The organism is Anabaena sp. CS-542/02 (genome assembly GCF_028331085.1).
In the GTDB taxonomy this organism is placed as follows: domain Bacteria; phylum Cyanobacteriota; class Cyanobacteriia; order Cyanobacteriales; family Nostocaceae; genus Anabaenopsis; species Anabaenopsis arnoldii.
In genome coordinates this window covers 1-14046 of the sequence record NZ_JAQMTM010000144.1, presented here as the reverse complement: position 1 = coordinate 14046, position 14046 = coordinate 1, and the positions used below count along the sequence as shown (strand labels likewise).

The following is a 14046-nucleotide window of genomic DNA, read 5'->3' as shown; positions in this document are numbered from 1 at the left end:
GGGTTTCCACACTAGGTCAGCAAACCCGGTTTTACCTTTTTTACTCCCTTTTTTGATGGGTTCTTCAAATTTCGCCCCCGCGTCTAAGGCTCCTTCATGTCCAAAAGCTCTAAAAAATCGGTCTAAGAATGTTGGTGCTTCTTGTTTTTCTTGTCCTTTGATATGTTGCTGACAAAAGTTCACAAATTCATTCAGGCTTTGGGGGGTTGCTGCTGTCATTTTTAGTGGATATACCCTAGGTGGTGTGAGTAATTATTATGTTATGGATTTGTGTTTTTGTCTGGGTTTTAAACGCAAAGGTCGCTAAGTAGGCGCAAAGGTTCGCAAAGGTGTTTGTTGACAATATTTTAATTAGTTGGGTGGGATATAAGAAACTTATCAAACATCCTCTGAGCGATCGCTTCGATAGAGTTAACACGCCGTTGTTTTCAAGAGTTGGGTGTGCTATAATCAGGGATGGCAAATTGTCACTAAATTTTTCTGTAGATATGCTAGTGAGTAAGTTTGTGCTGGTCACCCCTATGGAAATTCGAGTAGTGCGTTAGTGCTCAGACTCCTTAGCCATTCCTTAACTATTAGAATAAGAATAATATATCGGAATTTTGACTAAGCTCTATGTCAGTTTTAGCAGCGATCGCAGTCTTGGCTGTTTTGATCTTGGTACACGAGTTAGGACACTTTACCGCAGCTCGTTCTCAAGGTATTCTCGTTAACCGCTTTTCTTTAGGATTTGGCCCCGTTCTTTGGAAATACCAAGGATCTCAAACCGAATATGCTATCCGCGCCTTTCCTTTAGGTGGGTTTGTGGGCTTCCCCGATGATGACCCTGATAGCGATATTCCCCCCAATGACCCGAATTTGCTGCGCAACCGGCCAATTTTAGATCGGGCGATTGTCATTAGCGCGGGGGTCATCGCCAATTTAATCTTTGCCTATTTCCTGTTGGTAAGTCAGGTAAGTCTCATTGGTATAGGACAAAGTAGCCAACCGGGAGTTTTAATTCAACAACTAGCACCAGAGGTGAGTTCTGTGGCCGCATCTGCTGGAATTAAACCAGGAGATGTGATTTTAGCGGCTAATGACAGGGAATTTGGCACAGCACTACAAGAAATAGAAGATTTACGGGATATTATCAAAAACAGTCCCGGTCAACCTGTACAGCTAGAAATTGCCCGTGGCGACCAAAAGCTAACCGTCAATGTAGTTCCTGAAGAGAAGCCAGCTGGAGGTAGTATTGGCGTGGGACTTGCTCCCAATGGTGAAGTTATTCGCCGTCCTGTGAAGAATTTGGCACAAGCTTTCAATATTGGTGGTAGTGAATTTCAGCGCCTGGTTACCATGACATTTCAAGGCTTTGGCCAACTAATTACCAACTTTGGCGAAACAGCTAGTCAGGTAGCAGGACCGATTAAAATTGTCCAAATTGGTTCTAGCATTGCCCAAAATGATACAGGTAGTCTGTTCTTCTTTGCTGCTTTAATCAGCATTAACTTGGCAATTATTAATATTTTACCTTTACCCGCTCTAGATGGCGGACAACTGGCATTCTTGCTAATTGAAGGTTTACGAGGTAAGCCACTACCTAACCGCATTCAAGAAGGTGTGATGCAAACTGGTTTAATGCTACTCTTAGGACTAGGAATTTTTCTGATTGTCAAAGAAACTAGTCAGTTAACCTCCCAGTTAGATTGGGTGCAAAAGTTATTCCAGTGAGTGTTACCCGCAAATCCTCATCTCAAAAGCAACGGGCGTTAGAAATTCTCGCCCGCTTGCAGGGTCTTTATCCAGATGCAACTTGCTCTTTGAATTACTCCACCCCAGTACAACTGCTGGTAGCAACCATTCTTTCTGCTCAGTGTACTGATGAGCGAGTGAATAAGGTTACACCAGCTTTGTTTGCCCGGTTTCCAGACGCGGCTAGTTTAGCCAATGCTGATATAGAAGAGTTAGAAATTTTAGTAAGGTCTACGGGTTTTTACAGAAATAAGGCCAAAAATATTCAAGCAGCTTGTCGGATGATTGTCAAGGAGTTTGACTCTGTAGTTCCCCAGGAAATGGATCAATTATTACAGCTTCCAGGGGTGGCGCGAAAAACGGGAAATGTAGTTTTAGCTCACGCTTATGGTATTAATGCAGGGGTGACTGTTGATACTCACGTTAAGCGGTTAAGCCAACGCTTGGGGTTAACGAAATTTTCTGACCCGGTTCGGATTGAGAAAGATTTAATGAAGTTGTTACCCCGGCCAGATTGGGAGAATTGGTCAATTCGTTTGATCTATCACGGTCGTGCTGTTTGTAAGGCCCGTTCTCCCCTCTGCGAAGCTTGCTATCTCCATGATTTATGTCCCACTGGTGAGAAAACATTTATTTCGAGAAATTCCGAAAACACGATACAATAAGAAATGCTGTCTGCAACCCAGTTAAAGAATTTATGGCAAAAAAGAGTATGATTGAGCGCGAAAAAAAACGCGCCAACTTGGTAGAAAAGTATGGTGAAAAGCGAGAAGCATTATTGGCAGAATTCAAAAGTGCAGAATCTCCCTTGGATAAATTGGAAATTCACCGGAAAATTCAACAGCTACCCCGGAATAGTGCGCCCACTCGTCACCGCAACCGCTGCTGGGTAACTGGTCGTCCCAGAGGTGTGTATCGCGACTTTGGTCTGTCTCGGAATGTGTTCCGGGAATGGGCCCATGAAGGTCTTTTACCCGGTGTGGTTAAGTCTAGCTGGTAGTCACTGCTCATTTTCTCCTGGAAGGAGAAAATGACCAAACTATTCTCCGCAGCAACGGTCTATCCCTAGACTATCTAAGAGTAGATCGCTGACGGCGTTGGCGATCGCAAATTCTCCATAGAAACTTTTAGAAAAATCAAATGCCTGCATCTCTGTAACAATGGCTATAACCAGAGATCCTAAGTCATTCTCTCCTTCCATGCGTTGTCGGACAAAAATTTGCGCCGCCCTTTGGGCAATTTTTTGATTGACTATTTCCGGTAAAAATTCTGTGTCTAACCAGTTTAATAATCGGTCTTGCAACCACTGACCTTCAAGATCAGGGTTGTGGGAAGGTGGTAGGGTAATGGGTGGTATTGCTTCGGTCATCTTTTTTTAACGCAGAGGAACGCTAAGGGAAACGCTAAGGTACGCTGAGGGTTTTTTTTGCTTGGTTGCTTAAATTATGGAATACGATATCGCTGCTATTGTTCGGGGTTATGCTCAAGGTTATTTTCTCATGGCTGATGACAACAAAGGCCTGGGATGGTACAGCAGTCGCGATCGCACTTTGATTCCCTTAGATGAGCGATTTCGCTACCCTAGGTCTTTGCAGCGTGTTCTCAATCAAGAGCGTTTTACCCTGAGCATTAACCGTGATTTTCCATCCGTGGTGGCCGGGTGTGCTCACCGCGAGACTACTTGGATTTCACCGGAGTTACAAGAGATTTACTACTTACTTTACCAGAATGGTTACGCCTATAGTTTTGAAACTTGGCAAGGTGACCAACTGGCTGGGGGTATCCTAGGAATTGTCATTGGCGGTGCTTTTATTGGTGAGTCGATGTTTTACCACATCCCTGAAGGTTCTAAGGTGGCCATGGTTAAGTTGGTGGAAAGATTGCGCCAAAACCAGTTTCTACTGTTTGATGCTCAAATGATGAACCCCCATTTAGCTAGATTTGGCGCTTATGGTATTAAGGATGAGGAGTACCAAAGTTTACTTAAAGAAGCCCGACAACGTCGCTGTTTTTTGGTGTGAAGATACAATAGGATAAATTCCTACTCACAAGCCATAAACTATAGCAGTAACCACAAGTGTTAAGACATTTCCCTGCTTGTTGTTCCCCATTCCCTGTTCCGGTGTTCCCTTAAAACCACAATTATGATGTCCTAAGGTGTATGCGTAGTGCTATAAGTTTCATCTCCTCTCTAAAGAGTAGGGGTGATCACGCTCCCACTATGTTTTGATAGAATTAAAATAGTAGGAATTTTCACAACTAAGTCATTGATCATCATGCCTTCTGAAATTGCCGTTGAGAAGAAAAAGTTAAAAAATCCCCCCTTAACACTTCACTATCTGGGCGATCGCGTCCTGCGTCAAGATGCCAAGCGGATTACTAAAGTAGACGATGAAATCCGTAAACTTATCCGGGAAATGCTGCAAACTATGTACAGTAGCGATGGTATTGGTTTAGCCGCACCTCAAGTAGGAATTCATAAACAACTTATTGTGATTGATTGCGAACCAGATAACCCAGCTAACCCCCCACTGGTGTTGATTAACCCCACCATTAAACAAGTCAGCAAGGAAGTCTGCGTCGCCCAAGAGGGCTGTTTGAGTATTCCCAATGTTTATTTAGACGTAAAACGTCCCGAATCCGTAGAAGTTGCTTATAAAGATGAATACGGCCGTCCCAAAACCCTCAAAGCCCATGATCTACTCGCACGCTGCATTCAGCACGAAATGGATCACCTCAATGGGGTAGTATTTGTAGACCGGGTAGACAATTCCTTGACTTTAGCCCAGGAGTTATCGAAAAATGGCTTCTCCTATCAGTCGGTGAAACCAGTAGCATAGGGGGTCGCCAAAATCCGTTTTGCTCATCTTTCCTTCCCCGAATTCATGGTACTATGAACTAAATAATTAAAAATTTGTACTCTGGATAGTCTAGGCACTTCCATAGTCAAGTAAGATAAAAAAGTGAGCACTTGTTAACATTTTTACATAGGAATAATAGTGTATACTCCAAAAAGCGGTTTATTTCTAGGTGGTGCTTGCATCACAGCGATCGCCGCCGTGGGTTCGGTATTTGAACTTACCTCTGGACAACCAGATTTAGGTGTTCAGGTAACTGCCATTATCCTCGGATTGAGCATTCCACTCACGGGATTATTTTTCTTTGCTGCAGTGAAGGACGCACGGGCTAACATTAAATAAGCATCAGGTATATAAAAAGGTAGAGGGATGAAACAAAAGGCAAAATTCATCCTTCACCTTTTATTTTTTTCGCTTCACATAGCCTGGATAACAGGAAACGCACAACATTTTTACCCATATTTATTCTTGGTTTATTCTTGGTTTAGTGTCTTCGTGTTTTAATAAAAGAATGTCCTCAGAAACAACTCCACTATTACACCTATCCCAAGCAAATCTCAACTTACTAGAAACTTGTCCGCGTCAATTCCAACACGCCTACTTAGAAAAACTTCACTCTCCCCCCAGTCCCGAACATCAGGAACACCAAGTTTTGGGTAGTCGCTTTCACCTGCTAATGCAACAGCGAGAAATGGGTTTACCAATTGCTAGCTTCCTCCAAGCAGATACTCGAATGCAAAGCTGGATATCAGGTTTGACCAATGTAGCACCAGAACTTTTAACACCCACCGCACCCCTAAGCTTCCGTGAAAGCGAACATTATCGCACCCTACAAATTCAAAACTACTTACTCACAGTTATTTATGATCTACTCATCGCAGACGCTGACAAAGCCCACATTCTCGACTGGAAAACCCATCCTCAACCACCAAATAAACGCAAGTTAGAACAGAATTGGCAAACACGTCTCTATTTATATGTTTTGGCTGAAACAAGCGCCTATTTACCCAAAAATATTTCTATGACTTACTGGTTTGTCCAGTCTGAAGGTGAACCACAAAATATTCAATTTAATTACGACAATCCCCAGCATCAGCGCACAGCCCAAAAACTTGCTCAACTGTTAAATAAATTAACCCATTGGCTGGAAGGTTACCAGAGAAACAGGCCATTTCCACAAGTACCGGAAAATAGTAAAACCTGTAATTATTGTCATTTTGCCACACTTTGCCAACGGACACAAGCCAGGGGAGAACATCAACAGAATTTACCAAATCTTGCCAATATTCAAGAAGTAACCCTATGAATTATAGGGACATTGTAATATGAAAAGCTTTGATGAAACTGATTTGATTTATGTTCGTGAATTAGGTATCGATGATATTTCCCCTGTTTACCACCTGGGAGAACAGTTATTTACTAGCGATTTATATCCTTATTTATATCGCACCTGGGACGAATGGGAGGTAATTGGACTTTACAATACAGACCCAGAATATTGTCTAGTTGCGGAAACAGATGGGGAGTTAGCGGGGTTTATTCTGGGAACTATTATTACTAAAGCTTCCTGGACTTATGGTTATATACTATGGTTAGCTGTGAATCCAAAATTTCAGCGTCGGGGTGTAGCAGATAAGTTAGTTGACCATGTTATTGCCAGGATGATTGAAGATGGGGCGCGCTTCATGCTGGTAGATACAGACCCTACTAACAATCCAGCTGTCAAGTTTTTTAACCGGAAAGGATTTGGTAATATCCGCCAGCATATTTTCTTGTCGATGAATTTAAGCAAACATGAACATTATGGCAGACTCATTGATTATGAACATCAAAAGGCCGAAAGAGCCGGTTACAGGCGCACTCGTCCTGCAATTCGCGCTGGTAAACCTGATGGACTTGTGAATAAGGTCATCTGCAATCCTCTGGTCAATGAAACTCTGATCAATGATGAATAAATACTAATGTTATTGTTGCTCTGATATGTGTAAATCACCAGAATTAATCAACCACAGATTAACACACATAAACCCGGTGTTGTTAATTTAGTTTACATAATTGTAAGTTTTTGCCAAGTTATATAGCCTTTTTCAGGCTAATGAAGTACACATCAATTGCCTATTGCCTATTGCCTATTGCCTATTCCCTATTCCCTGTTCCGGTGTTCCGGTGTTCCCTGAAACTAAACAACTTTGTACCTCACGAGCATGGGAAATGCTATATAATTATCAATTTTTAACTAATTCTATGCAGTGGATTCTCTCAACACCGGAACAACCACCTGACTGGTTTATCCATATGGTGAAACAGTATACACCAAAATCAAGGGGATTGTATGCAGCACAATTATTGTGGCAACGGGGAATTAAGAACCCTGAAACATTAGCGGCTTTTGCTGACTATAAGAATTATCACCCAGCTAGTCCTTTGGAGTTTGGGGAAGAAATGCACCTAGCTATGGCTAGGCTGCAACAAGCACTAAATAACAATGATAAAATTGCTATCTGGGGAGATTTTGATGCTGATGGCATTACCGCTACTGCTGTTCTATGGGATGGTTTAGGACAGTTCTTTACTAAAAATACCCGCTTAATTTATTACATCCCCAATCGCTTCACGGAATCCCACGGACTTAATTATCAGGGAATCGATAATTTACACCGACAAGGTTGTAAGTTAATTGTAACCTGCGATACTGGTAGTACTAATATAGATGAAATTATTTATGCTCAAAGCTTGGGTATAGACATTATAGTTACAGACCATCACACTTTACCTGAACAGCGCCCACCAGTTACGGCAATTATTAACCCCCGGTATTTACCAACTCAACATCAGTTATTTCATCTGTCCGGGGTGGCGGTAGCTTTTAAGTTGGTAGAAGCACTATATCAAACTTTACCTGATATTCCCCAAGAGCCATTAACAGATTTATTGGATTTGGTTGCTGTAGGATTAATTGCGGATTTGGTGCAGCTGAGTGGAGATTGTCGCTATTTAGCACAATTAGGTATTCAAAGATTACACGCAGACTTCCAACAACCAGCGACAGCACGACGACGGCCAGGTATAGGGCGACTATTAGAATTATGCCGGAAAAATGGCGATCGCCCTACAGATATTTCTTTCGGTCTCGGACCACGGATTAATGCTGTTAGTCGCATTCAGGGCGATGCTAGTTTGTGCGTAGAGTTATTAACTAGTCGAGAAATTAAATATTGTGATCAATTAGCCGAAGTTACGGAACTAGCTAACACCCGTCGCAAGTCCTTACAGAAAGAGGTACAAGCCCAAGTATTAAACAAACTCTCTGAGATAGACTTATCAACCACCAGTGTGATTGTCTTAGAAGATAGCCAATGGCCAACGGGAGTATTGGGCTTGGCGGCCGGACAAGTAGCCCAAGAAACAGGCCGTCCCACAATTTTATTAAGTACACAGATACTCGGTGAAGAAACAAAAAGACCCTCATTAGCTCGTGGTTCCGCCCGTTCAGTCAACTCTGTTGATTTATACCAGTTAGTCAAAAAGCAAGCACATTTGTTACATAGCTTTGGAGGTCATCCCTTTGCTGCTGGGTTGAGTTTATTACCGGAGAATATTCCTTTATTCACGGAGGCAATTAATCAACAGTTGCGACAATCTTTAGGGGGAAAAACTCTTACACCCACTGTGCAAGCAGATTTGATGGTAACTGTAGCTGATTTAGGTAAAGAGTTATTTGGGGAACTTAAATTACTAGAACCCTGTGGGATGGGAAACCCTGTACCAACACTTTTAATTAAAAATTGCTGGTTTGAAAATGCTTGGCATCGTAATCAGGAGGATTACAGAGGAAAAAAGGTACAGTACATTAAAACTGATTTTAATATTCGCGATGAGTCCACTAACAGCCCATTTCCTGGTGTTTGGTGGGGACACTATAAAGATGATTTACCCCCAGATAGGTGTGATTGTATTGCCGAACTCGACTACAACACTTTTAAAAACCGTTATGAAATCAGATTAATTGCTGTGCGTCCAACCGCTACCTCAGTCATGGCTAGTGTTAATACTACTGATGTAGTAATAGATTTACGTAATCAGGAATACTCTATTCTGAATAATCAGGATTCACCACATCTAATTAGAGATTGTCCTAGTCACTGGGAAGATTTATGTGTATGCTTAAAGCAATCGCTCTCTAATCATCAACAATTAGCGATCGCCTGGTCCAAACCCCAGCATCAACCACCCGAGCAAATTTGGCTAACCTTGGTTGGGATTGCTAAATATCTCAGTCGGACAAATCAACCAGTCACCCACCCCCAACTTTTAGAAAAACTTGGTGTCCATCACCAGACCTTATTATTGGGACTCGAAGCTTTAGAGTGTTTGGGGTTCAGAGTCACTACACAAGACACTCAGGTGCAAATTAGTTGGAATCCCTTCACCCACTCAGAAATTATGAACCACGCATCTGTAGAAAGATTTTTAGCCGCCATCAGGGAAGAACAATTTCAGCAAAATTATTTTGCGGAGGTTCCTCTGTCTACAATTATGACCATCTACCGGCGCTAAAGAGCCTGGGTGTAAACACTTGACCGAGGGGGATTTTTGAGTCAGGTATTTTTTTTGGTAGAAATTGCTACTGTTTGCGTAGTTGAAATCGGTAATCATTGCTTCCTTAAATAATCTCGAAAAAACCTATAATCCCCGCAGGAAAGTGCTATCTTATTAGAGAAGAATATAGATTGTAAAGGTGAGATCCATAAAAGTCTTGCAATCACTGTAGCGTAACATCGCGTAAGCTTGATAGTGTTAAATTAGACTAATAAAAGATATAACCATCACAGCAATCATCGTTGATTAACTATCAAAGAATTACTAGGAGAAAATGATGCGGGGAATGTAAATCAACATCAAGTATTTAGGTAAAAGAATCAAGAGAGGTTTATTTAGGTCTAAGTCTGGGAAAATATATTCAGCAGACTTGAATGGTTCCCTAAATATATTAAGAAAGGTAGCTGGGGACTCTATCTTTGATGGAAACTCAGTAAAGAGGCTTGTAGTTAGCCCAGTAAGGTTTAGACCTTACCAAGCTAAAAATATTTGACTATATTTTTAGTAACTATAAAGAGTGAAAAGCGTCTCAAGAGTCTGATTGCTAAAGTGTAAATAAAACAACTATATTCCACTGATATACATGAACCAATCTGCGAAAGGTTACTCACCACTCCAACTAGTCTTGATTGGTGGAGCGATCACCACAACTACCACTGTTTCAGTATTCGGCTCTGCTTGGACTCGCTGCGTTCTGGCCGCCTTTGAAGATAGTCCGAAAGCGTTAGTTGACCAGGTATGGCAATTGGTAAATCGTGAGTATGTTGATGGCAGTTTTAATCAACAAGATTGGCTAGCCACTAGGCAGAGCTTGTTAAGCAAAGAGTACTCTTCTAATGAACAAGCTTATGTGGCAATTCGCGAAGCTTTACAACAACTGGGTGATCCTTACACACGCTTTATGGATCCCCAACAATATCAATCTCTCGCCAGGCAAACATCAGGGGAAGTCTCTGGGATTGGGATTCGCATGGAAGTGAATCAGCAAACTCGCCGCCTTACGGTTGTAGAGGCGATCGCCAACTCGCCGGCGTTCAAAGCAGGAATCAAAGCAGGGGATGAGATTTTGGCAATTGATGGCCAAACTACTGATAAAATGGCAGTAGAAAAGGCCTCTGAGTTAATTCGCGGTCAAGTTGGTGCTCCCATAAGCCTGCGATTAGGAAGAATAGGGCGCGGTGCTTTTGATTTACAGCTCAGACGAGCCACAATTGAAGTCCCAACCGTGCATTATACTCTCCAACAAGAAGGTAATCGCCGCATTGGCTATATCCGCCTGAGAGAGTTTGGTGGCCATACATCCGACCAAATGCGTCGAGCCATTCGAGATTTAAACAGTCAAAACGCTGATGCTTTTGTCTTAGATTTGCGCGGAAATCCTGGCGGCCTGTTAAATTCCAGCATTGAAATTGCCCGGATGTGGTTGGATAATGGCGGGATTGTCCGCACAGTCAACCGTGCGGGGGGAAGTGAGCTAACTCAAGCCAATCGCACCGCCCTCACTCGGCGACCTTTGGCAATATTAGTAGATGGTAATTCGGCTAGTGCTAGCGAAATCCTAACCGGGGCGCTCAAGGATAATAACCGGGCTGTAGTTATTGGTAGTCAAACTTTTGGCAAAGCAATGGTGCAATCTGTTCATGAACTGGTAGATGGGTCAGGTCTGGCGGTGACTATTGCCCACTATTACACCCCCAAAGGTACAGATATTAATAAAAAAGGAATTGTCCCAGATATTAAGATAAATTTGACAGCAGCACAAGAGCGTCAGCTGGCTAGCAATCCCGATTTATTTGGGACTCGCAATGATCCCCAATATGCTAGGGCGATCGCGGCACTTTCGGGCGACAACTTCGCTCAACCTCCAGCCCCCCAACCTAACCAACCTGTCCGTTCCAGTATTAGAGATTTAAAATTTTAGCCCCGGATTATGTGTATGGGGAGTAGTAGCCTAGTTGACAATTAGATAGACAAAACTATACTTGTATTGACAAAAATCAATATATTTTTAGTAAAAAATCAACTACTTGATATATAATACGGTCATATCAAGTATTGAATTGAGACTATTGCCGACGCGAAAACCAAGCAATGATGGTGGTAGTATTTTTCAGAAACTTAATTGGAACACAATCGCGTCTGGCTAAGGCGTGAAAGTCTACACCAGGGATAACTGCTCCCATGCTCCGGTTGAAGTAGAAAGTAAAGTCTAGTTTTGTCTAGGTTTTATATAGCAGGTCAACACAGGGAAACTTAAATGTCAGCACAATTGTTACTGGTCGATGATGAACCAGGATTGCGGGAAGCCGTGAAAGACTACTTAGAAGAAAGTGGTTTTAGCGTTCAAGTTGCCAGTAACGCCCGTGAAGGGTGGGATTTGATGCAGCAGAATATACCTGATTTAGTGATTTCTGATGTCATGATGCCCCAGGTGGATGGCTATCAGTTCCTTAGACAACTGCGAGAAGACCCCCGGTTTCAAACAGTCCCAGTTGTATTTTTAACTGCTAAAGGTATGACAGGCGATCGCATTCAGGGCTACCAAGCCGGTGTTGATGCCTACCTACCCAAGCCCTTCGACCCGGATGAGTTAGTGGCGATAGTCGAGAACTTACTGTCGCGTCGAGCTACTAAGACTACGAGCACCGGTGAAGAGAGGGAAGCCATTGATATTGCTGAACTCGCTCATCAGATTGCTCAAATTAAGGCTTTGTTAACTCAAAGAACTGCCATCTCTCAATCCCCAGTTCCTTTTAAAATTGATTTAACTCCCAGAGAACAAAGTGTTTTAAATCTGGTAGCTGAAGGGTTGATGAACAAAGAAATAGCTCGACGTTTAGAAACCAGTGTCCGTAATGTTGAAAAATACGTCAGTCGTTTGTTTAGTAAAACTGGTACCAATAGCCGCACTGAGTTAGTTCGCTTTGCATTAGAACACGGTCTTGCTCAATAGAAATTCCACTGGCGATTGGGGGTGTAGGCATTGTGACTTCACACTAGCCTCTAGATTGACAGTCCCCAGCATTAATACGCTTTTTCTGATCAAAATCGAAGCACAACCCTGATTAAAGCACTTGTACTCACAACTCCATTGTTTCCGTAGTGCAAACGGTATATTTATTATGTGTAGATGCTATTTTCGGCTTCTCAAAAACTAGAGTCAACTTTAGCTTGTGCCCATGGAGTAAAGTTATACAAGCTAAATATCTATACTCAACCGGTGATTTTGCAATTACTCAATTACAACCGAAGATTTTTAGCCTTCAGAGTATTGACTATTATCAACCGCATTACGTAAACGCATCAACTGGCGGCGCATTTGTGGTGAGGCCTTGAACTCAGACACTTCCTGCGCCTTAACAGATGCTTGCAGCATCTCCAGAAACTCATCTGAGCCTTCTGTCAATGCATCCAGCAATACCTGTAAGAGTTGCTCGCGATCGCCTAATAGACTTTTTTCTTCAATCAACCGGAACTTGAGATGAATTTCGCACTCATAAACGCCTACTTCGATATTATTTATCTGGCGTGGTAATGCTTTCGAGTTCATAATTTTGAGGATTAGGTTACTGGGTGGTCATGAGGGTGAGGAACTATATCCCCATCCACAATTCTTTATATTTTTTTTGTATCCATAATGCTGGAGTTAAAAGCCTTTCTCCAATCCACAACCGTTGTATTTTATATTCACTCTCCTGTGTTTTTTCTAGACACACTGCCAGGGATAAGTCGTAATCTTCCTGACCTAAATGTGCTTTTGTTTAAACCATAACTATTATTCAGTTTTTGATATCTTATACAATAAAGTTTCTGTAAGAACTTATTCAAGCTTTTTCAAACTTTTTACATTAACTTCATTTTTCCTATAAAAATAGTTTTAGTTTTTACAGTTTTTTTAGTATTTTTACCGAAAATAAATACCTGGTTTGTGGGTTTTTCTTAAAGATAGAGCTAGTTCTACTATGATTACCTTGAATTAGTTCATGTACGTTTTATTCACCTGAAAATTCGGGAAAAGATTCAACGAATTACACAGGGTGGGTTACTTCACATATATTAAGAACATCCATGCAACAACAAACTACCTTTACCCAGCCCTGAATTAGCCGGTATTTCAGCCCTGACAAGAGTCTATAATGATAAATAGGAGGCTGGTTGATTAATATCCCCGTTCATGGTCAGTGATATCTGTGAACCTGTCCTACCGCTTAAACCAACAATCCCCCTGTATTTTATGCCGGGGACTGTCAGTTCCGTGTAATCAAACCCAACCTTACACCTTGCTATGGACAACCCGATGCTGCTTAAGTCCACAACCCGGCATATCCGAATTTTTGCCGCCGAAATTGACCGGGATGGCGAACTGGTTCCTAGTAATCAGGTCTTGACCTTAGATATTGACCCAGATAACGAATTCAACTGGAACGACGATAGTCTACAAAAGGTTTATCGTCAGTTTGATGAACTGGTGGAAGCTTCCAGCGGTCAAGATTTAACAGATTATAACTTACGTCGCATTGGCTCAGACTTGGAGCATTATCTGCGATCGCTCCTACAAAAAGGAGAAATCAGCTATAATCTCTCTGCTCGCGTCACCAACTACAGCATGGGGCTCCCTCAAGTTGCCACTCAGGAAAATCAGTAGAGATGTTTAACTGCTCCTGGGGGTTAGCCAATAGCTAGTTATTTACTAACAATAGATTACATATGCTCGTAAATGCTAATATAGTGGTATGGCTTATGTACCACTACGAGAAGCAGTTAAACAACTGGGATTGCACCCAAACACTTTAAGGAAGTACGCAGACAATGGCAAGATTGAAAGCATCAAAAACGAAGCAGGACAAAGACTTTT

Annotated in this window: 16 protein-coding genes; 13 read left to right on the top strand and 3 right to left on the bottom strand. The window is 42.1% G+C overall.

The window, feature by feature from the left end; translation table 11 throughout:
- A partial coding sequence (locus PN447_RS15250; protein WP_271763874.1) for a hypothetical protein occupies positions 1–219 on the bottom strand: 219 nt, incomplete at its 3' end.
- A 396-nt stretch (positions 220–615) separates the two neighbouring features.
- On the opposite strand from PN447_RS15250, the gene rseP reads away from it, so the two are divergent.
- From rseP to rpsN, 3 genes are read left to right on the top strand one after another with little or no spacing between them, the layout of a single operon-like run.
- Complete coding sequence (gene rseP / locus PN447_RS15245) at positions 616–1713, top strand: RIP metalloprotease RseP (protein WP_271763873.1); 1098 nt, start codon at positions 616–618, stop codon at positions 1711–1713.
- Complete coding sequence (gene nth / locus PN447_RS15240; protein ID WP_442867102.1) at positions 1689–2399, top strand: endonuclease III; 711 nt, start codon at positions 1689–1691, stop codon at positions 2397–2399. Before rseP ends, nth begins: the two co-directional genes overlap by 25 nt.
- 32 nt (positions 2400–2431) lie before the next feature.
- The gene (rpsN, locus tag PN447_RS15235) at positions 2432–2734 is read left to right on the top strand and encodes a 30S ribosomal protein S14 (protein WP_271763871.1); all 303 of its coding nucleotides are present in this window, start codon (positions 2432–2434) and stop codon (positions 2732–2734) included.
- Between the two features lie 39 nt (positions 2735–2773).
- On the opposite strand, the gene PN447_RS15230 is transcribed toward rpsN, so the two are convergent.
- Positions 2774–3103, bottom strand: coding sequence for a hypothetical protein (locus PN447_RS15230; RefSeq protein ID WP_271763870.1), 330 nt, complete (start codon positions 3101–3103; stop codon positions 2774–2776).
- 76 nt (positions 3104–3179) lie between these two features.
- On the opposite strand from PN447_RS15230, the gene aat reads away from it, so the two are divergent.
- From aat to PN447_RS15190, 8 genes are all read left to right on the top strand, one after another.
- The gene (aat, locus tag PN447_RS15225) at positions 3180–3755 is read left to right on the top strand and encodes a leucyl/phenylalanyl-tRNA--protein transferase (RefSeq protein ID WP_271763869.1); all 576 of its coding nucleotides are present in this window, start codon (positions 3180–3182) and stop codon (positions 3753–3755) included.
- Positions 3756–4010: 255 nt separating this feature from the next.
- On the top strand, positions 4011–4574 hold the full coding sequence (def, locus tag PN447_RS15220; protein ID WP_271763868.1) for a peptide deformylase: 564 nt from the start codon (positions 4011–4013) through the stop codon (positions 4572–4574).
- A 156-nt stretch (positions 4575–4730) separates the two neighbouring features.
- The gene (locus tag PN447_RS15215) at positions 4731–4934 is read left to right on the top strand and encodes a hypothetical protein (protein ID WP_271734066.1); all 204 of its coding nucleotides are present in this window, start codon (positions 4731–4733) and stop codon (positions 4932–4934) included.
- Between the two features lie 169 nt (positions 4935–5103).
- On the top strand, positions 5104–5898 hold the full coding sequence (locus PN447_RS15210; RefSeq protein WP_271763867.1) for a PD-(D/E)XK nuclease family protein: 795 nt from the start codon (positions 5104–5106) through the stop codon (positions 5896–5898).
- 19 nt (positions 5899–5917) lie between these two features.
- The gene (locus tag PN447_RS15205; RefSeq protein ID WP_271763866.1) at positions 5918–6547 is read left to right on the top strand and encodes a GNAT family N-acetyltransferase; all 630 of its coding nucleotides are present in this window, start codon (positions 5918–5920) and stop codon (positions 6545–6547) included.
- A 289-nt stretch (positions 6548–6836) separates the two neighbouring features.
- Entirely contained in the window at positions 6837–9149 is a 2313-nt protein-coding gene (recJ, locus tag PN447_RS15200; RefSeq protein WP_271763876.1) for a single-stranded-DNA-specific exonuclease RecJ, read from the top strand.
- Between the two features lie 625 nt (positions 9150–9774).
- A complete protein-coding gene (gene ctpB, locus PN447_RS15195; protein WP_271763865.1) occupies positions 9775–11112 on the top strand; it encodes a carboxyl-terminal processing protease CtpB in 1338 nt (445 codons plus the stop codon).
- A gap of 336 nt (positions 11113–11448) precedes the next feature.
- Complete coding sequence (locus PN447_RS15190) at positions 11449–12144, top strand: response regulator transcription factor (protein ID WP_271763864.1); 696 nt, start codon at positions 11449–11451, stop codon at positions 12142–12144.
- Between the two features lie 303 nt (positions 12145–12447).
- Here the strand turns inward: PN447_RS15190 and PN447_RS15185 are convergent, their stop codons facing one another.
- A complete protein-coding gene (locus tag PN447_RS15185; RefSeq protein WP_200987166.1) occupies positions 12448–12741 on the bottom strand; it encodes an Npun_R1517 family heterocyst differentiation transcriptional regulator in 294 nt (97 codons plus the stop codon).
- Positions 12742–13476: 735 nt separating this feature from the next.
- On the opposite strand from PN447_RS15185, the gene PN447_RS15180 reads away from it, so the two are divergent.
- Both PN447_RS15180 and PN447_RS15175 read left to right on the top strand, forming a co-directional pair.
- A complete protein-coding gene (locus tag PN447_RS15180; RefSeq protein ID WP_271763863.1) occupies positions 13477–13836 on the top strand; it encodes an NAD(P)H-quinone oxidoreductase subunit M in 360 nt (119 codons plus the stop codon).
- An 88-nt stretch (positions 13837–13924) separates the two neighbouring features.
- Positions 13925–14046 (top strand): MerR family DNA-binding transcriptional regulator (locus PN447_RS15175; RefSeq protein WP_271763875.1); only part of this gene is annotated, 122 nt, incomplete at its 3' end.